Source organism: Mesorhizobium sp. B2-3-14 (assembly GCF_006442175.1).
Classification (GTDB): Bacteria; Pseudomonadota; Alphaproteobacteria; order Rhizobiales; family Rhizobiaceae; genus Mesorhizobium; species Mesorhizobium australicum.
Map to the genome: position 1 here is coordinate 154726 of NZ_VFVP01000004.1, position 17980 is coordinate 172705.

14 protein-coding genes are annotated in these 17980 nt (G+C 62.8%); 4 read left to right on the top strand and 10 right to left on the bottom strand.

What is annotated here, in order from left to right; translation table 11 throughout:
* Window positions 1–2 precede the first annotated feature (2 nt).
* The 5 genes from sufD to FJ950_RS12530 are packed head-to-tail and all read right to left on the bottom strand — an operon-like array spanning window position 3 to window position 4996.
* The gene (sufD, locus tag FJ950_RS12515) at window positions 3–1271 is read right to left on the bottom strand and encodes a Fe-S cluster assembly protein SufD (RefSeq protein WP_140617007.1); all 1269 of its coding nucleotides are present in this window, start codon (window positions 1269–1271) and stop codon (window positions 3–5) included.
* 40 nt (window positions 1272–1311) lie between these two features.
* A complete protein-coding gene (sufC, locus tag FJ950_RS12520) occupies window positions 1312–2067 on the bottom strand; it encodes a Fe-S cluster assembly ATPase SufC (RefSeq protein WP_015318168.1) in 756 nt (251 codons plus the stop codon).
* Window positions 2068–2098: 31 nt separating this feature from the next.
* On the bottom strand, window positions 2099–3616 hold the full coding sequence (gene sufB / locus FJ950_RS12525) for a Fe-S cluster assembly protein SufB (protein WP_140617008.1): 1518 nt from the start codon (window positions 3614–3616) through the stop codon (window positions 2099–2101).
* A gap of 41 nt (window positions 3617–3657) precedes the next feature.
* Entirely contained in the window at window positions 3658–3807 is a 150-nt protein-coding gene (locus FJ950_RS29485; RefSeq protein ID WP_181171053.1) for a hypothetical protein, read from the bottom strand.
* A gap of 28 nt (window positions 3808–3835) precedes the next feature.
* On the bottom strand, window positions 3836–4996 hold the full coding sequence (locus FJ950_RS12530) for a cysteine desulfurase family protein (RefSeq protein WP_140617009.1): 1161 nt from the start codon (window positions 4994–4996) through the stop codon (window positions 3836–3838).
* 253 nt (window positions 4997–5249) lie between these two features.
* Between FJ950_RS12530 and FJ950_RS12535 the strand changes: the two genes are divergently transcribed.
* A complete protein-coding gene (locus tag FJ950_RS12535) occupies window positions 5250–5924 on the top strand; it encodes an alpha/beta hydrolase (protein ID WP_015318172.1) in 675 nt (224 codons plus the stop codon).
* Between the two features lie 86 nt (window positions 5925–6010).
* On the opposite strand, the gene FJ950_RS12540 is transcribed toward FJ950_RS12535, so the two are convergent.
* Window positions 6011–6832, bottom strand: a complete 822-nt coding sequence (locus FJ950_RS12540) for a phosphatase PAP2 family protein (RefSeq protein ID WP_140617010.1) — start codon at window positions 6830–6832, stop codon at window positions 6011–6013.
* Between the two features lie 31 nt (window positions 6833–6863).
* Complete coding sequence (locus tag FJ950_RS12545) at window positions 6864–8507, bottom strand: glycosyltransferase family 39 protein (RefSeq protein ID WP_015318174.1); 1644 nt, start codon at window positions 8505–8507, stop codon at window positions 6864–6866.
* 286 nt (window positions 8508–8793) lie between these two features.
* Here FJ950_RS12545 and tyrS point away from each other — a divergent pair, with 286 nt between their 5' ends.
* Window positions 8794–10047, top strand: a complete 1254-nt coding sequence (gene tyrS / locus FJ950_RS12550; RefSeq protein ID WP_140617011.1) for a tyrosine--tRNA ligase — start codon at window positions 8794–8796, stop codon at window positions 10045–10047.
* A gap of 76 nt (window positions 10048–10123) precedes the next feature.
* Here tyrS and FJ950_RS12555 read toward each other — a convergent pair whose 3' ends face one another.
* The gene (locus tag FJ950_RS12555; protein WP_140617012.1) at window positions 10124–13504 is read right to left on the bottom strand and encodes a DUF3971 domain-containing protein; all 3381 of its coding nucleotides are present in this window, start codon (window positions 13502–13504) and stop codon (window positions 10124–10126) included.
* 95 nt (window positions 13505–13599) lie between these two features.
* Here FJ950_RS12555 and FJ950_RS12560 point away from each other — a divergent pair, with 95 nt between their 5' ends.
* Entirely contained in the window at window positions 13600–14067 is a 468-nt protein-coding gene (locus tag FJ950_RS12560; RefSeq protein ID WP_015318177.1) for a peroxiredoxin, read from the top strand.
* A gap of 39 nt (window positions 14068–14106) precedes the next feature.
* On the opposite strand, the gene FJ950_RS12565 is transcribed toward FJ950_RS12560, so the two are convergent.
* Window positions 14107–15246 carry a GNAT family N-acetyltransferase gene (locus FJ950_RS12565; protein WP_015318178.1) on the bottom strand — a complete coding sequence of 380 codons (1140 nt, stop codon included), beginning with the start codon at window positions 15244–15246 and terminating at the stop codon, window positions 14107–14109.
* Window positions 15243–16244, bottom strand: a complete 1002-nt coding sequence (locus tag FJ950_RS12570; RefSeq protein WP_140617013.1) for a sterol desaturase family protein — start codon at window positions 16242–16244, stop codon at window positions 15243–15245. The genes FJ950_RS12565 and FJ950_RS12570 overlap by 4 nt, the downstream gene beginning before the upstream one ends.
* Window positions 16245–16545: 301 nt before the next feature.
* On the opposite strand from FJ950_RS12570, the gene FJ950_RS12575 reads away from it, so the two are divergent.
* A complete protein-coding gene (locus FJ950_RS12575) occupies window positions 16546–17850 on the top strand; it encodes a M23 family metallopeptidase (RefSeq protein ID WP_140617014.1) in 1305 nt (434 codons plus the stop codon).
* Window positions 17851–17980 lie beyond the last annotated feature (130 nt).

Genomic DNA, 17980 nt, shown 5'->3' on the forward strand with positions numbered 1-17980 from the left:
CTTCACCCGTGCGTCACAAACCACTCGTCGAGCTTCGCTTCCAGCGCCTCGACAATCGTCTCGTCGTCCAGTTCCTCGATCACCTCGGCGACGAAGGCTTTGACCAGCAGACCGCGTGCGCTCTTTTCGTCGACGCCGCGCGCCATCAGGTAGAACAGATGGTCGTGGTCGATCTCGGTCACCGTCGCGCCGTGGCCGCAGACGACATCGTCGGCGAAGATTTCGAGCTCCGGCTTGGTGGAGAACTCGCCATCGTCGGACAGCAACAGCGTGTTGCAGGCCATCTTGGCGTTGGTCTTCTGCGCATATTGATGGACGTTGATGCGGCCCTGGAAGACGCCACGTGCCTTGCCCGTCACCACGTTGCGGACGATCTCCGTCGAGGTCGTGTGCGGCACGGCGTGGTCGAGCACCATGGTCACGTCGGTGTGGGTGTCGCCGGCGAGCAGGTTGATGCCGCGCAATTGGAAGTCGGCGCCCTCACCTGTCGTCCTGACCATGATCTCCTGGCGCACAAGCTTGCCGCCGGCGTTCATGACGAACAGCGTCAGTTTCGCGTTCTTGCCGATATGGGCCTTGAACTGTGCCAGATGCGTCGCCGTCTCCGGCTGTTCCTGCACGATCAGCCACGTTACCTCGGCGCCCTCGCCGAGCACGAGTTCGCTGACCGAACTGGTCAGCGCCGCGCCCTCGCCCGCCTGACGCTCGACGATGACGGCCTTGGCGCCGGTGCCGACGCGAACGGCCAAGCGCACATGGGTCTGGCCGCCGGCCTGCAAATTCTGCAGCTCGATCGGCTTTTCCAGTTCGGCGCCATCGGCGACCTCGACAAAGTAGCCGTCGGCAACGAAAGCCGTGTTCAGCGCACCGATGGCATCGTCATTGCCATAGGGATCGAGGCCCGGCGCGATGCTGCCGTCGGTCAGTTTTTCCGACAGGCGCTGGACGCTGACGCCCTCGACAACCGGCGCCTTGGCACTCGATACGCCGTTCAACAGGCTTAGAACCGTCGAACCGTCGACGATTGGCGCGATGGCTTTCGCCGTGGCGGCCGGGTCGAACTCCGGCACCGCCTTCAAAAGGCGGCGCAGGTCGGTATAATGCCAGGATTCGATGCGTCGCGTCGGCAAGCCGTGCTTGATCGCTTCGATGGCATCGTCGCGCTTCAGCATCACCGCGCCGTCGCCCGGCAACAGCGACAGCCGGTCGCCGAACGCGTCGATCAACGCTGTCTCGGCCGGTGTGCGCTGCGGTTGTGTGTGCATATTCATCAGCTTTGCCCCGTCTTTTGGCACAAAATGACCTGGCATCTCACGCGGCTTCGCCGATCACACCGGCATAGCCATTGGCTTCAAGGTCGAGCGCCAGGGACTTGTCGCCCGACTTGATGACCTGGCCCTTGTAGAGCACGTGCACGCTGTCGGGCACGATGTGCTCGAGCAGGCGCTGATAGTGGGTGATGACCAGGAATGCCCGGTCCGGCGCCCGCAGCGCGTTGACGCCGTCGGAGACGATCTTCAGCGCATCGATGTCGAGGCCGGAATCGGTCTCGTCGAGCACGCAGAGTTTCGGCTCCAGAAGCTTCATCTGCAGGATCTCGGCACGCTTCTTCTCGCCACCGGAAAAACCGACATTGAGCGGCCGCTTCAGCATCGCCATGTCCATGCTGAGCGAGGCGGCGGCTTCCTTCACGCGCTTGAGGAATTCCGGGATTTTCAGCGGCTCTTCACCACGCGCCTTGCGCTGCTCGTTCATGGCCACCTTGAGAAATTCCATGGTCGCGACGCCCGGTATCTCCATCGGATACTGGAAAGCGAGGAAAATTCCTGACGTAGCGCGCTCGGCCGGATCCATTTCGAGGATCGACTGGCCGTTGTAGAGGATGTCGCCTTCGGTCACCTCATAGTCCTCGCGGCCGGCGAGGATGTAGGACAGGGTCGACTTGCCCGAGCCGTTCGGGCCCATGATCGCGGCGACCTCGCCGGCTTTCACCGTCAGGTTCAGGCCGCGGATGATCTCGGTGCCGTCATCGACGATGCGGGCGTGCAGGTTCTTGATCTCAAGCATTCTTTGTTTCCTGAATATTTATCTGGGCTGGTCAGCCCACCGAGCCTTCCAGCGAGATGCCGATCAGCTTCTGCGCCTCGACGGCGAACTCCATCGGCAGTTGCTGGATGACGTCCTTGACGAAGCCGTTGACGATCAGCGCGATGGCTTCCTCCTCGGGAATGCCGCGCTGCATGACGTAGAATTTCTGGTCCTCGGAAATCTTCGACGTCGTCGCCTCATGCTCGAACTGCGCCGTCGAGTTCTTGGCTTCCATGTAGGGCACGGTGTGGGCGCCGCACTGGTCGCCGATCAGCAGGCTGTCGCAGTTGGTGAAATTGCGGGCATTGGTCGCCTTGCGGTGCGCCGAGACCTGACCGCGATAGGTGTTCTGCGAGAAGCCGGCGGCGATGCCCTTGGAGATGATGCGGCTCGACGTGTTCTTGCCGAGATGGATCATCTTGGTGCCGCTGTCGACCTGCTGATAGCCGTTCGACACGGCGATCGAATAGAATTCGCCCGAGGAATCGTCGCCGCGAAGGATGCAGCTTGGATACTTCCAGGTGATTGCCGAGCCGGTCTCGACCTGGGTCCACGAAATCTTCGAACGGTCGCCACGGCAGTCGCCGCGCTTGGTGACGAAATTGTAGATGCCGCCCTTGCCCTCGGCGTCGCCGGGGTACCAGTTCTGTACCGTCGAATATTTGATCTCGGCATCGTCGAGCGCGACCAGTTCGACCACCGCCGCATGAAGCTGGTTCTCGTCGCGTTGCGGCGCCGTACAGCCCTCGAGATAAGAGACGTAGGCCCCCTCCTCGGCGATGATCAGCGTGCGCTCGAACTGTCCGGTGTTCTTCTCGTTCATGCGGAAATAGGTCGACAGCTCCATCGGGCAGCGCACCCCCTTCGGCACGAAGACGAAGGACCCGTCCGTGAATACGGCCGAATTCAGTGTGGCGTAGTAATTGTCGGAGGTCGGCACGACAGAGCCGAGATATTTCTGCACCAGTTCGGGATGCTCGCGGATGGCTTCGGAGATCGAGCAGAAGATGACTCCGGCCTGCGCCAGTTCCTTTTTGAAGGTGGTGACGACGGACACGGAATCGAACACGGCGTCGACGGCGACGCGGCCCGACTTGTAGACGTTGTCGCTGGCTTCCTCGAACTCCGAGGCGTCGGTCTTCTGGACGCCTGCGAGGATCTCCTGCTCCTTCAACGGAATGCCGAGTTTCTCGTAGACTTTCAAGATCTCAGGATCGACGTCGCTGAGCGAAGTCGGTCCGGGCGTGCTCTTGGGCGCCGCGTAATAGTAGATGTCCTGGAAGTCGATCTTGGGGTAGTTGACGCGCGCCCAGGTCGGCTCTTCCAGCGTCAGCCAGCGCCGATAGGCTTCGAGGCGCCATTCCAGCATCCAGGACGGTTCGTCCTTCTTGGCCGAGATGAAACGAATAATGTCTTCGCTCAGGCCCTTGGGAGCCTTGTCGACGGCGATCTCGGTCTGGAATCCGTATTTGTATTGGTCGACGTCGATCTTTCGGACCCGATCGATCGTGTCCTGCACAGCAGGCATAAGCGTTCTCCATCCACGCCGGGGTCAAGGCCCGACAGTTTTCAAACTATGGCACCGCCAAATGGACGCCCGAGCAGCATCCGCGGCAGCGTAAGTTCAATATAGTGCGCCTCCACCGGAAATTCACCCGGCCAGCATGAAACGCACGGCTCTACCAGGCCGAAAGGCCCAAATCCGTTTTTCTCAAGCATCGGATTCTCCGGTCCGATGCTCCAACCGCTAGGCGGCCTTATCTCTACCCGCCCGACGCGCGGCAATGCTTGCCAGCGCGGTGCGGAACAGTTCGATGTCCTCGGCGGCGGTCGCGGCACCGACCGAGACGCGCAGGGCGCCAAGGCTGTCGCCGTGCCCCATGGCTTTCAGCACATGGCTCGGCCCGACCTTGCCCGACGAGCAGGCGGATCCGGCGGAAAGCGCCACGCCTGCCAGATCGAAGGCGATCTGGGCGGTTTCGGCTTTCACGCCGGGAATAGCGAAGAATGTCGTGTTGGCAAGCCTTGGCGCGTCCGTTCCGAAGATTTCCACGTCCGGCACCAGCGTCTTCAGGATGGCTTCGGCCTCATCGCGACGCTGCCGCACGGCACCGACGGCCTTCAGTCCGGCCAGGGCTTCTCGTGCAGCGGCGCCAAACCCGGCAATGCCAGGCAGGTTCTCGGTGCCGCCACGGTGGCCTTTTTCCTGGCCGCCGCCATTGATCAGCGGCGTCGGCATCATCAGGTCGGCCGCGGCGACGATGGCACCGGCGCCCTTGGGGCCGCCGATCTTGTGTGAGGACACAATCGCATAGTCGGCGTATCCAGCCGCCATGTCGATCGAGACGCGGCCAGCGGCCTGCACGGCATCGACGACAAGAATGCCGCCCTCCGCCTTGACGATTTCGGCAATGCGATCGATCGGCTGGATGACGCCGGTTTCGTTGTTGGCGGCATGGATCGCCACCAGCGGCAGACCGTCGGCCTTGTCGTGGCCGGCGAGCGCCGCGGTCAAGGCGTCGAGGTTGACGATGCCATCGGCGTCGACACCGATCCGCGTTACCTGGCTTGCCGGGAAACGTCCGCCATTCAGCAGGCACGGATGGTCGGCCTCGCACACGTAGAGCCGGCTCATGCGAATGGCGCCGCGCCCCATCCGCCAGTCCGGCGTCAGAAGCGCCGAGGCGGCCTCGGTCGCACCCGAAGTGAAGACGACATGTTCGGCCTTGCCGTTGACCAGTGCCGCCACGTCGCGCCTGGCATTGTCGACGAGCCTACGCGCGGCGCGCCCCTCGGCATGGACCGAAGAAGGGTTGGCCGCATCAAACGCCGCGACCATGGCCTCGCGCGCCGCTGAAAGCAGCGGCGCACTGGCATTATAGTCGAGATAGGCGCGTCTCGCGGCCATTTTTGTCCAGTTCTTCCCGTCAGAAGCCATTCCGCCGACGTATGGCGTTATTTCCTTGAAATTCCAAGGCAAGCCGTCCTATTTACGCGGCTTGCGGCGAGGGCGACCGGGCGATTGCGTTTCGGCCACCCAGTTTTGAACAATTCTAAACTAGCTTCTATGAAGACGCTCGCCCTGCGTCAAGGTCTGTGGAAGCGGGGCCAGAGGAACAGTTTCCGGGCACCGCGCACTTGTATGTCACGTGGAGTATTTCATGCCTGAGGTCATTTTCACCGGTCCGGCCGGCCGCCTGGAGGGACGCTACCAGCCCTCGCGGGAAAAGAGCGCGCCAATTGCCATCGTGTTGCATCCGCACCCGCAGTTCGGCGGCACGATGAACAACAAGATCGTCTACGACCTCTTTTACATGTTCCAGAAGCGTGATTTCACCACGCTGCGCTTCAATTTTCGCGGCATCGGCCGCAGTCAGGGCGAGTTCGACCATGGCACCGGCGAGTTGTCGGACGCGGCGGCGGCACTCGACTGGGTGCAGTCGCTGCATCCGGATTCCAAGAGCTGCTGGGTCGCCGGCTATTCCTTCGGTTCGTGGATCGGCATGCAGCTGCTGATGCGCCGGCCCGAGATCGAGGGCTTCATCTCGATCGCGCCGCAGCCCAACACCTATGATTTTTCCTTCCTGGCGCCCTGCCCGTCTTCGGGCCTGATCATTCATGGCGACGCCGACAAGGTGGCGCCGCCGAAGGATGTGCAAGGGCTGGTCGACAAGCTGCATACGCAGAAGGGCATCACCATCACGCAGAAGACCCTGCCCGGCGCCAACCACTTTTTCGCCAACGACGCCGATCTCTTGATCGAGGAATGCTCCGATTATCTCGATCGACGGCTGGCGGGAGAATTGTCCGATCCGAGGCCAAAGCGGCTGCGTTAAGACATCAGGCCAGGCGTGTTCGCGGGGCTATGGGCGGGCGGGCAATGTCCGCCTCGCCATATGCCGCGGTACGGTTCGGCAGCGACTTATTTTTCTGGGGCAACAAGCCGGAACGATGATTTGCGGACCGGCAATCCTGAAGCTGCCGGCCGGAAGATGAAACCGAGCCTGGCAAAGACCAGTCCGCACGCCACCGCGAAGGCACAGCCGAGGCCGAAGCCGGCGACGGTGTCGCTCGGATAGTGCGCGCCGACGAATATCCTGGTCGAGGCGATGCAGCCGGTGACCACCAGGGCGATATACCAACGCCGCGGAAACAAAAGCAGCAGGATACCGAAGACGGCGCCCATCGTCGTGGCGTGGCCGGACGGAAAGCCGGCAAAGCGCGCATCGAAGGCAAACGGGTGCAGTGCAAGGACGCCAAAATCCTGGAAGTAGAGCGGGCGCGCCCTGCCAATGGCATATTTCAGGACATTGACGGTCAGGCCCGACAAGCCAACGGCGCTCAGCACCAGAAAAGCGAGACAAGTCCAACTGTAGACCAGCATCAGCGCGCGCCGCGAAAGGCTTCGCCAATCCGTCAGATTGGCCGCGACAAGCAGAAGCGCGGACGGGATGAGATACCAGCCGCCCAGTCCGAACTGCGTGAAGAATTCGGCAAGCCTGGCGGCACCCGCCGACCATTGGCCATGGGCTACCCCCGCCGGCCTATCGAGACGAACAAAGGCGGCTGCCGTCAGAAAGACCCAGACCAGTCCCCACGCCCACCATGAGATGTTTGGATAGCGAGCGGGCCGAACGGCGAGGCGCCGCCTTGCGATCCGCAGGGTGTCACGAAAATTGCCGAGGGACCGGCGTCCTATCCCGAGGGGGAAGCTGGTAACTGGTGGGCGTGATTTCACGAGCATTGGAAACTGGACTCTGTCATCGACCCAGCCGTCATTGGGCCACACGATAAAGGCCGAGCGACAGTTTGTCTCCCGACGAATAGTTGAGGCCATCGATTTCAGCGACGCGGTTCACCGATTTGCCTCGCACCGACAGCATGCCATTCAGCTTCTGCTCATCCCCGATCGGGGCCAGCCCCAAGGCACAGGCAGGATCGGCGAGCAGGTGCTCCGCCACGCCTCCGACATCGGTCAGCACCGTTTTCGTGCCGACCAGAAACACCAGGCTCGGCTCCTGATACCGCGCCGAGGCCAGCACCGTTGTGTCGCATGCCTGGTTGGCAAGCACGGCTTGCCTGATCGCCGGGCTCAGCCACATCGGCTTCAGCGACGGCGCGATGACCCCGAACAGCAAGGCATAGGTGATGCCCGCGCAGGCGGCGGTGGCTCCAATGCGAGGCAGCGGCACCTGCAACTGCCTGGAGAATGCGAGATAACCGGCGCCCAGCGCTGACGCTGCCGCAGGAATGCTCCACCAGGAGAAACTGTGCGTAAGGTAGATCGGTGCCCCGATACAGACCGCCGCCAGCCCGAGGCTGACCACCACCAGACCGAACGCGGTCGACCACCACAACCACTGCTGCCAGCGCTTGAGCGGCGCATTGGCGTCCTGCGGCGACAACGTCAGCAGCCAGCCGATCAGCAGCGCCATGCCGGGATAGGCCGGCAGGACGTAATGCGGCAGTTTGGTCGGGATGAGTTCGAACACCAGCCAGAACGGAATGTACCATGCCAGGCAAAAGCGCAGCCTGAAATCGTCGCGCACACGATTGAGGGCCTGCAGGCCGGCGCCGACCGCGATCAGGCCGAACGGCCACATGAACAGCGAATAGGTTAGCATGTAGAAGCCAGGCGGCAGGCCGTGCGATTCCTCTCCCGACGCGACCTTGTTCAGCATATCCTTGCCGACGGCTTCCTGAAAAAAGGCGCCGCCGCTCTTCCAGCCGATAAAAGCGACCCAGGGCAGCACGATGAGCAAAACGAGCGCGACGCCGCGCACGAGCTTCAGCTTCAAAAGCCAGCGCCAGTCGCGTTCGAAAGCAAACAGCGCGGCCGCCGTCAGCAGTGACAGAAGCGGGGCCACGGGCCCCTTGATGAGGATCCCGACGCCTTGCGCGAACCAGAATATCCACGGCAGATGGCCGGCCACCGGCTCGTTGCGGCGCGACGCCAGGTAGACTTGCGCCAGCGCGCCCTGCGCGGCCACGCAGCAGGCCAGAAGCATGGCGTCGGTTTTGGCGTCGCGTCCCTCGAACGCGGTTGCGAAGATCGCCGCCATCATCAGGCCGGCGGCAAGGCCGGCATTGGCGCCGAACAATTTTGTGCCCGTCCAGCCGATGCCTAGGACAGCGAGCGCGATTCCGAGCATCGAGACAAGGCGGTACACCCAGATCGGTGCGGCCGCGCCCTCGCCGCTCAATGCGACGGCAGCCGATTGCAGCCAGTAGATGCCGATCGGCTTCTTGTAGCGCGAGACATCCTGGAAGCGGATGTCGATATAGTCGCCGGTTTCGACCATCTGCTTGGTCGCCTGGACAAAGCGGGACTCGTCGCGGTCGATCGGCGGAAGGCTCGCCAAGCCGCTGAAACTCATGACCAAGCTGAACAGAAAGAGGAAGAGGTAGTTTCTGTTCATCGCGGGAGCTTTCCGGATCTGATCTGCGGGACGACCCCGTCGCGGCATGCGGGCGCTGCCCTTGCGCGGCGCCTCATTACGCCAGCGGCATGGATGAGGCAAGGATTCGCAAATGCCATCCGCGCCGGCCGCAAAACCGGATTCCACTTTTGCTGATCGCGGACTCCTTGTTGGCGCGCGATCCGACGCAAAACCGGATTCCACTTTTGCTGATCGCGCTTGGGTGCTAAACGCGCGCGTTCACACATGCCCGCGCTGGACGGGCACACGCTTTCGGGAAAAAACCATGCCTGCCTTCAAATCCGATTTCCTGCGCACGATGAGCGAGCGCGGTTTCATCCACCAGACCTCGGATGATGCCGGTCTCGATCAACTCTTCGCCAAGGAGACGGTGACGGCCTATATCGGCTTCGACGCCACAGCCAGGAGCCTGCATGCCGGCTCGCTGATCCAGATCATGATGCTGCACTGGCTGCAGCAGACCGGCCATCGGCCGATCGCACTGATGGGCGGCGGTACCTCGATGATCGGCGACCCCTCCTTCAAGGACGAGGCGCGCAAGCTGCTGACGCCGCAAGACATCGACGACAATCTTGCCGGCATCCGCCGCAACTTCATGCCCTACCTTAAATTCGGCAGTGGCCCGAACGACGCGGTCATGGTCAACAATGCCGACTGGCTGATGGAGATCAACTACGTCAATTTCCTGCGCGATGTCGGCCGGCACTTTTCCGTCAACCGCATGCTTGCGTTCGATTCCGTCAAGTTGCGGCTCGATCGCGAGCAATCGCTTTCGTTCCTCGAATTCAATTACATGATCCTGCAGGCCTATGATTTCGTCGAACTCTACAAGCGCCTCGGCTGCCGCCTGCAGATGGGCGGCTCCGACCAATGGGGCAACATCATCAACGGCATCGATCTCGGCCGCCGTATGGAAGATGCGCAACTCTATGCGCTGACCACGCCGCTGCTCACCACCTCGTCCGGCGCCAAGATGGGCAAGTCGGCGTCGGGTGCGGTCTGGCTCGATCCGCAGATGCTGAGCCCTTACGAGTTCTGGCAGTACTGGCGCAACACCGAGGATGCCGACGTTGCCCGGTTCCTGAAACTCTACACCACATTGCCGCTGGACGAGGTCGCACGGCTCGAGCGGCTGGGCGGCTCCGAGATCAACGAGGCAAAGAAGATCCTCGCGACCGAGATTACCGCCCATCTGCATGGCCGCGCGGCCGCCGAACAGGCCAGCGAGACGGCGCGAAAGACTTTCGAGGAAGGCGCTCTCGCCGACACTTTGCCGGCCGTCGAGGCGGACAAGGCCGCGCTCGAAGCCGGTGTCGGCATCCTGTCGCTGTTGGTCAGCGCCGGGCTGGCATCATCCAATGGCGAGGCACGGCGGCACATCCAGGGCGGCGCCGTGCGCCTGAACAACCAGCCGGTCGGCGACGACCGCCGGCTGGTGACGCTTCAGGATCTGAGTCCGGAAAACGTTATAAAGCTTTCATTGGGCAGGAAAAAACACATCCTGGTCAGGCCGGCCTAAGGCCCTTGGAGCCGTTTCCCGGAAACGGCTCCAACTATTTGTCTTGAGGCAATTCCGGGCGGAAAACCGTTTCGCTCTAGCGATACTCGAAGATCGACCTGAATATCCCCGGAGCGATCACCGACAGCGGATTGACGTCGAGCACGGGCTTGTTGGCATTGCCCCTGAGGCGGTAGGTGACGCCGATCAGGCCGCGGTCGCGGCCATTGCCCAGAAGCGCGCCGACGATGGGCAATTCGCCAAAGATGCGGTTGAGACCGTAGGCAGGCATGAAGGTGCCGGTCATATCCATATTGTTGTTCTGGTCGTAGAGGATGCCCTGGAAGGTCGTGCCGATGCGCGGGCCGCGCAGCACGCCATTGGTCAGCCGGAGATAGCCGCTGCCCTTGTCGATTTCGGCGTAGCCGCGCTCGAACTTCACCCGCGACGTGTCGAGCTTGCCCTTCACCGCCTGGTTGAGGCTGCGGCTGTCGCCGGCCGGCGTGGTCGAGACGATGGAGGCGAGCTTGGGTTCGTTGACGATGAAGAAGTTGCTGGTGTCGACCTTGCCCTTCATCGGCCCGTCGCTGCCCCCGGTCAGCGCCAGCGTGATCGATCCGCCTTCCATGTGCTCATAGATGTTGAGGAACCGCAGGATGGCGCCGGCGTCCGCCGACTGCACATTGAGCGAACGCCTGCCGTCGCCGGTGGTGTTGCTGATGGCGATGGCGGCACCCGAACTCGCCGTCGCGCTGACCTTCAGTCCGTTCACCCGCGAACCGGCCGCACTGTAGTCGAGCTTCAGGTTGGAGAGTTGCTCGTCGTGAAAACCGGTGAGCTGATTGACGTCCGCACTGACTGAAATATTGTCTGTTCCTGTCGTTTTGGTCGCCGTGTCCACATCGGACGTGAACTGCTTGATCAGCGAACGAGCATCAAGCGCATTGCCATTGATGCCGACCGCATAGCCCTTGCCCGATCGCTTCACCGACACGGAAACGTCATCGCCCCGGTTCAGGGTGACCCTGCTGAATTTGGCCGACGACAGCGCGCCGTTGACCAGCACGATGCTGCCATCGATGGAGAATGTCTTGCCACCGAGGTCGAAGTCGGACAGCGTCGTGGTGTCGCCGGCCTTGGTCATGACGAAGGTGGCGCTGGCGGGAACCCCCGCCCCCTTGCTCCAGCCGGCCCAGGGAATGTCCAGCCTGGCATTGGTCAGGTCGACCGAAACGTTCTGGTTGCCGCTGCCACTCTTGTCGATCGCGACCTTCACCGTTCCACCAAGCAGCGGCGTCAGGCCGGGCATGGCGGCAGCGCGGATCTTGTCGTCGAGCACAAGGGCGACTTTGCGGCTGCGCGGCGGCCCGTCATCCACCAACGGCTCGACGAGATCGAGTTCGGCCGGAATGCCGTTCAGCGATGCCTTGGCCGAAATGACAGCCTTTTGCGGGTCGACCGTGATCGAGCCGTCCGCGTCCGTCACGGCCTGCCCCTCGAACGGCTTGGCCAGGGACAGGCCGGTGTAGTCGAGCGACACCAGCCAATCGAGCTTCGCCGTATCGACGCCCGACTGCAGCGGAATATCCGCCTTGACGTGGCCGGTGACGCTGCCGGAAAGATTCTCAGGCAGGATGCCGACATGGCGCATGGCGTTGATCGGTTCGTAGGAGGCAAGCTCGGCGACGGCCGGCGCCTCCCCCTCCACATCGATGTCGAGTGCGCCGATGACCGGCGGACGGTTGGCGGCCTTGACCGTCAGCGTGCCATTGCTGGCCGCCACCGTGCGGCCGCTAGGCATGAAGACGGTGCCCGACGACAAGGAGACGTCGACGTCGTTGCCGTGGAATCCGACCACGCCCACCGCGTCGCGGATCGGCGGGATGCGGCCGGCAGTGTCGAAACGCGCGCCTTCGATCTGGAAGCGGCCGAAGACCTCGTCGGCGGAAAGCGGCACGCCATTGCCGAGGCGATCCGGCACCACCTGGAACTGGAGGCTGGCATCGACCACGCGGCCGCCGAACAGATTGTTCAGCACCCAGAGCCGCGCATTGCGCGCCGAAAACCACGGCCACAGCTGTTTGACGTGCGAGACCGGCATGTCATGGATGTTGAGCGCCAGATTGATCCCGGGAGCCTTGCCCTCGACGAATTCCACAGCCGCGGTGCCAAGCACCTCGCTGCTCCCGGCGGACCGAACCGCGATCTGCTCGGCCACCAGTTTATGGCTTTGCGGCTGGTAGACGCCGGCGATGCGCGCCAGGAACATCAGCGCGGGCTCAGGCGATTCCGATGGCGCCAGGGTCGAACCGTCGCTGGTCAGATCGTAACGGTAGGAGGGTTCCTCACCAGCCACCCCGGTTGCTGGTTTTGGCCCGATCGAGCCGCCGAAATCGAATGAAGACCTGCCGGTTTTCAAGAGCAGCCTGTCGACCTGGATCTTGTTGGAGCCATAGACAAGCGTCGCATTGACATCGGCATCCGCCGGCAGCAGCCCGCGTGTGCCAAGATCCAGCACGGACCCGGTGGACGAAAGGGCGGCGGTCAAGCGTGATGCGGTGGCACCTGACCCTTCCGATCCTGTCAACTTCAGCGCGACGGCACCAAGCTTGCCGGAGCCGGCAGCGGTGGCGCCGGCATCCGCCAGATTGATGCTGACATCCAACGCCGTCACCCGATGCGCCGCGATGTTACGGGTGGCGGAAGCTACAACGGTGACTGTCCTGCCGTCGACGTCCGCGTCGGAGGTGAACTCCATGCCGCCCGGCCCTGACTGAATCACGGTGGCGTCGGTGATCTTGACCAGCTTGATCGATCCCGCGTCGGGCAGCACGAACTCGACATTGCTGAGATCGATCCGGCGCATCGAATCTTCCCGCACGGCGTCGAGCGCACGATGGATGTAGCCGAACACCGCGTCCGACAGCTTCTCCGGATCGACGAGGCCGTTCTCGTTGCGCAGCGCCGCGGTCCAGTCGCCGCCGGACGGCATCGCCGCCATGACGATGCGGGCATCGGAGATCCTGGCGCTGGTCAGCCGCACCTCGCCCCACAAAAGCGGCACCAGGCGGATGCCGAAGCGCACACGCCCGGCATCGGCCATGGGTTTGCCGTCCGATGTCTTCAGGCTGACATCGCTCACCTGCAGCGCCACGAAGCTCGAACTGTCGAGCGTGATGCGGGCGGGCCCGACAGCGACATTGACGTCGACGCCCGCCAGCCTCTCGATGGCGCTCTCCGCCTCGACGCGCAGCCGGTCAGAACCAATGCCGGAAAGGCCGATGAGATAGACCGCCGTCGCGGCCAGCAGCATGAACGCGACCACGCCGGCAAACACTCGCGAAAGGATGCGAAAGCCGCGGCCGATCGCCGCCTGGCCAAGAGGCGGGACGCGGCACGCGGACGGCAGGGCCCCCAGGTCGGTGATTTCGTCCCGCCTGAACCGGATCTTCTCGTGCTGCGGTTGCTCCTGATCCACGCAATCTTCCGTTGTACAAACTCGCTCGTGGACGAATCCCCGGTCGACACTATATCGGTGTGGCTTCGCGCGTAACCTCAAACAAGGGCATCGATATGGCTGACCTCGAAGTAGGCGATCCCGCGCCGCAATTCGATCTGCCGCGGGACGGCGGCGGATCGCTCAGCCTGGCCGCATCCGCCGGCAAGCCAGTCGTGCTCTATTTCTATCCTCAGGATGACACGACAAGCTGCACGCAAGAGGCGATCAGCTTCTCGCGGCTGAAGCCGGAATTCGAGAAGGCCGGCGCTGTCGTCATCGGCCTGTCGCCCGACAGCGCCAAGAAACACGACAAGTTCAAATCGAAATACGATCTAACCATCGATCTTGCCGCCGACGAGGAGCGCAAGGTGATCGAGGCCTACCGCCTGTGGGTCGAGAAATCGATGTATGGCCGCAAATACATGGGCGTCGAGCGCGCGACATTCTTGATCGGCCGTGACGGACGGATCGCCAAGATCTGGCGCAAGGTCCGGGTCAAGGGCCATGCCGAGGCCGTTCTGGAAGCCGTTCGCGCGCTTTGAGCGTCGCCAAAGCACACGACGCAAACGACGATCGTGGCGCTATTCGTCAGGCACCGCGTCGGCTTTCGGCTGCCGCCGGGTCTTCCAGGACTTCGAAACATGGTCCACATGATCGGCCAGTGCGGCGAGATGACCGCGCAAGCCGCGCGCACCCATCATCGACGACAGCGCGACTGATTGCGTGGCGAAGCGGCGCTTGAAATCCTCGCCGCCGCAGAGAAAATCAATCGTGGCAAGGCCACGGTCGAGCGACCACTGGATATAGTCCATCATCAGCACCATACCCGGCGAGGCGCGCTCGTGTTCGGGATCGTAGGTGGTGACGAAAGCCATCATCGTGCCGTGCTGCTCGAAGTTGATCGAGACCGCGATGATCGTGTCGTCAAGCTCCAGCACGAAAATGCGCAACAGCCCGAGGTCGGCCAGCACGGAAATAAGCGCGGCGAGAACCGGCGAGCCCTCATCGAACAGATCCGAAGCGCGGCCATGCCGAACGAGCCAGAGCCGCTTCAGCGTCGCGACCCGCTCGAGCACCGGCTCACGCGGGTCATCCGCATCCAGGAGGCGGAAACGCAATGCGCCGCTCTCTTCCATGAATTTGCGGCCGCGACGATAGTTCTGCCGGCCCTTTTTCGACAACGTCTCGAACCATTCCGCCCCACTCTGCCAGGGACCAGTGACACGATAGCTGATTTCACCGCGGTGGTTGGGCCGAAGCGCTTTGCCATGGGCCGGGTGCAGCAGGGCATGAACCCCGGCATCCGGCAGCAGACGGTTGAGGTAGATCAGGTCGAAGCCGCCCTGATCGAAAACATGCTGCCAAAGGCGGGAGATCGCCTGCGGGTCGCTGTCGGGTGCAACCAGCGCGTCGCCATAGTCACTGTGATCCTTCGCCGCCCATTCGAGCATGCGGATGCCGGAGCGCCTGAAGGTCGCGAGCGCTATCACGCCCTCGAGCCGGTCGCCGTTCCAGGCAAGCCCAATCCTGAGGGCGCGCCGCTCCTGATGCGGGGTGGTGCGCCACCAGGCCGCGATCCAGTCGGGATGCTGGAAGACAAGCCCGCCAGCCCGCTGCCAGAGCGCGCTCCAGGCCGGTGCGATCTCGGCCAGGCGCACCGCCGATGTCACGATTTCGAAGGTGCGTGTCCGCGGGATGGAGAGCGTGACGGGAGCGTTCATGGCCGTGTCCCTTCCGATGGTCGCTCGGTCCGTGGCTGTCGCTTTCCTGGCCGGATGCGCCTGGCAACATGGCCCCACATCCGCTTCAGCGGCATGACATAAAGGCCGGCGAGCGACTGGTAGTCGCGCACATCGCGGTCGACCAGTCCGAACTTGAAGTCCTCGTCGGGCCTCGGCACGCACAATGTTCCGAAGAGCCGGTCCCAGAACGAGAAGAGCAGCCCGAAATTCTTGTCGTAGTGGCGCGGATCGACGCTGTGATGCAGCTGGTGCCAATGAGGACACAGGATTAAGTTGTTGAGCGGGCCAAACGAGATCTTGAAATGCGTGTGCCTGACGAAATCCATCATCAGGATGTTCCGCATGACATAGACGTTGACGCCAAAGACGGTCAGTTCGACAAGGTTCAGCGAAATCAGCGACCAAATGCCGAAGCACAGCCCCACGATGAGCCCGTCCCAGGCTCGGTTCATCAACTCGTCGAGCGGATGGACCCGGTCCTTGGTGATCCCGACCAGCACCTCGGCCGAGTGATGCACCTTGTGCAGTTCCCAAAGCAGGGGGTAGCGGTGCTGGGCGACGTGATAGAGATAATAGGAAATGTCGTAGGCGAGCAGCATGCTGATGGTGAAGATCAGCACCGTCACCGGTCCTGCCGGCCCCTCGATCAGAGGCGGCTGAAACTGGAACAGTGTCGAAAACAGCCAGTTGGTCCCGTAGCCCACCGCCGTGACGAAGACAATTCCGGCGGGCAGCATCAGGAAAGGCATCAGGGCCTTCCTGGTGATCCAGAACAGCAGGTCGGCCTTCGCGGAGGGATGGGTGATGACCTCATGGGGGACGACGAACTCGAAAAATTCCTTCCAGCTCTTCTCCTCGACCGTGCGCCAATAAGCCACGAGCGCGCTGACAAGGGCCGTCAGCAGCAAAAGCCCGGTCGCCAGCAGACTGGTGCCCGAAATCTTGTCGAGGATCTTGCCAACCAGGTCGTCCAGCATTCCTACCGCCACGGTGAATCCGAAATACCAGCAGGTCTTTACTCGAAAAGAGTCAATTAAATGCAATCGAATACAGTTAAGAAACCTGGAGCTTGCTCAGCGCGTGACTGACCGCTGCTGGCGGAACATTGGTGCTCCTCGCCAACGATTTCGCGACGTAGCGGCCGTAGCTGGCGATTTCCATGCAACCTCTCGCCTGCATTGAGTGCATTCGGCGTCGCGCTGCCGATACGGCAAGCCTTTGTTAACCCTAATAATGTGTAATCAGGCGGTCGTGGTGTCGTAACGAAAGCTTGGTCCCGTGAACGCAACCGGTCAGTCCGCAGTCTTCGGCAGGCGCAAGGAACCGCACACGATCATCATCGCCCGGGGCAACGAGATCAGGCACTTCACGATCCGTCCCTGGCTGGCGGCATTCATCGGTTCAGCACTCGCCGCCATTGCCATCGGCTACCTCCTGGCCACATCCTATCTCGTGCTGCGCGACGACCTGATCGGCGCCACCACGGCGCGCCAGGCGCGCATGCAGCAGGCCTACGAGGACCGCATTTCGGCGCTTCGCGCCCAGGTCGACCGCATCACCAGCAGGCAGTTGCTCGACCAGCAACTGATGGAGACCAAAGTCAGCGAATTGCTCGAGCGCCAGACGCAGCTCAGCCAGCGGCATGGCCGTCTCGGCCCACTGCTCGAACGCGCCGAAGGTGATGTCGGAACGGTGCCCGCCGAAGATCCGGCCGCGCCCGCCAAGCCGGACAAGCGCGCCGAGGTGACCGGCAGCATCAGCCAGCCAGCGCGGAACTACGCGGTTGCCAGCCTGGGCGCGGACCTCGGCACCGCCGACACAAGGCCCTTCTCCTTGTGGTCGACCCGCACCGATCCGCTGCCCAGCGACTCAGCCGCCGATCGCGCCGACAGGCTGTTCGTCTCGATCAACCAGTCGCTGAAATCCATCGAGAATGAACAGCTCAGCCGCATCAACACGCTCGCGGACAACGCCTACAAAAGCGCCGATGCCATCCAGCAGGCGCTGCAGACGGCCGGACTGCCGGTCGACAGTGATTTCGGCAAGAACGAAAGCGACGTCGGCGGACCGCTGATTCCGCTCGACTCGTCGATGATCTTCGACAGCAAGGTCAAGGAACTGGACGAGGCGCTGGATACGCTCGATCATCTCAAGAAGGAAGCGCGCCGGTTACCGCTTGCAAACCCTGCCCCTGGCCACTCCGTCACCAGTCCGTTCGGCGTGCGCACCGATCCCATTCTCGGCACGGCCGCGTTGCATTCGGGCATGGATTTCAGGGCACCGATCGGCATGGCGGCCAAGGTCACCGCGCCCGGCATCGTCACCAAGGCCGGCTGGAATGGCGGCTATGGCCGCATGGTCGAGATCGACCATGGCAATGGCTTTGCCACGCGCTACGGACATCTCAGCGAGATCGACGTGACGGTAGGCGAGAAAGTGGACGCCGGCGCCGTCATCGGCAAGACCGGCAGCAGCGGGCGCTCGACCGGCCCGCATCTGCACTATGAAGTGCGCCACAATGGCGAGGCGATCGATCCGCTGCGCTTCTTGACCGTCGGCAAGAAAGTCGCCCAGTACCTCTAGGAAGATCAACCGCTCGCTTGCTGAATCCGGAGCCGTCGGTCCCGGTCGAGCACACCTCTCCTCGTCATGCGGTATCCCGCACCCCGTAAACCGCCATAGGATCGCGGCTCCTCAGCTTCCGGATTATTTT

Excerpts from the sequence above, each read along its gene's own strand:
- sufD (WP_140617007.1), bottom strand. The coding sequence starts at position 1,271 with ATGAATATGCACACACAACCGCAGCGCACACCGGCCGAGACAGCGTTG.
- sufC (WP_015318168.1), bottom strand. The coding sequence starts at position 2,067 with ATGCTTGAGATCAAGAACCTGCACGCCCGCATCGTCGATGACGGCACC.
- sufB (WP_140617008.1), bottom strand. The coding sequence starts at position 3,616 with ATGCCTGCTGTGCAGGACACGATCGATCGGGTCCGAAAGATCGACGTC.
- FJ950_RS29485 (WP_181171053.1), bottom strand. The coding sequence starts at position 3,807 with ATGCTTGAGAAAAACGGATTTGGGCCTTTCGGCCTGGTAGAGCCGTGC.
- FJ950_RS12530 (WP_140617009.1), bottom strand. The coding sequence starts at position 4,996 with ATGGCCGCGAGACGCGCCTATCTCGACTATAATGCCAGTGCGCCGCTG.
- FJ950_RS12535 (WP_015318172.1), top strand. The coding sequence starts at position 5,250 with ATGCCTGAGGTCATTTTCACCGGTCCGGCCGGCCGCCTGGAGGGACGC.
- FJ950_RS12540 (WP_140617010.1), bottom strand. The coding sequence starts at position 6,832 with ATGCTCGTGAAATCACGCCCACCAGTTACCAGCTTCCCCCTCGGGATA.
- FJ950_RS12545 (WP_015318174.1), bottom strand. The coding sequence starts at position 8,507 with ATGAACAGAAACTACCTCTTCCTCTTTCTGTTCAGCTTGGTCATGAGT.
- tyrS (WP_140617011.1), top strand. The coding sequence starts at position 8,794 with ATGCCTGCCTTCAAATCCGATTTCCTGCGCACGATGAGCGAGCGCGGT.
- FJ950_RS12560 (WP_015318177.1), top strand. The coding sequence starts at position 13,600 with ATGGCTGACCTCGAAGTAGGCGATCCCGCGCCGCAATTCGATCTGCCG.
- FJ950_RS12565 (WP_015318178.1), bottom strand. The coding sequence starts at position 15,246 with ATGAACGCTCCCGTCACGCTCTCCATCCCGCGGACACGCACCTTCGAA.
- FJ950_RS12570 (WP_140617013.1), bottom strand. The coding sequence starts at position 16,244 with ATGCTGGACGACCTGGTTGGCAAGATCCTCGACAAGATTTCGGGCACC.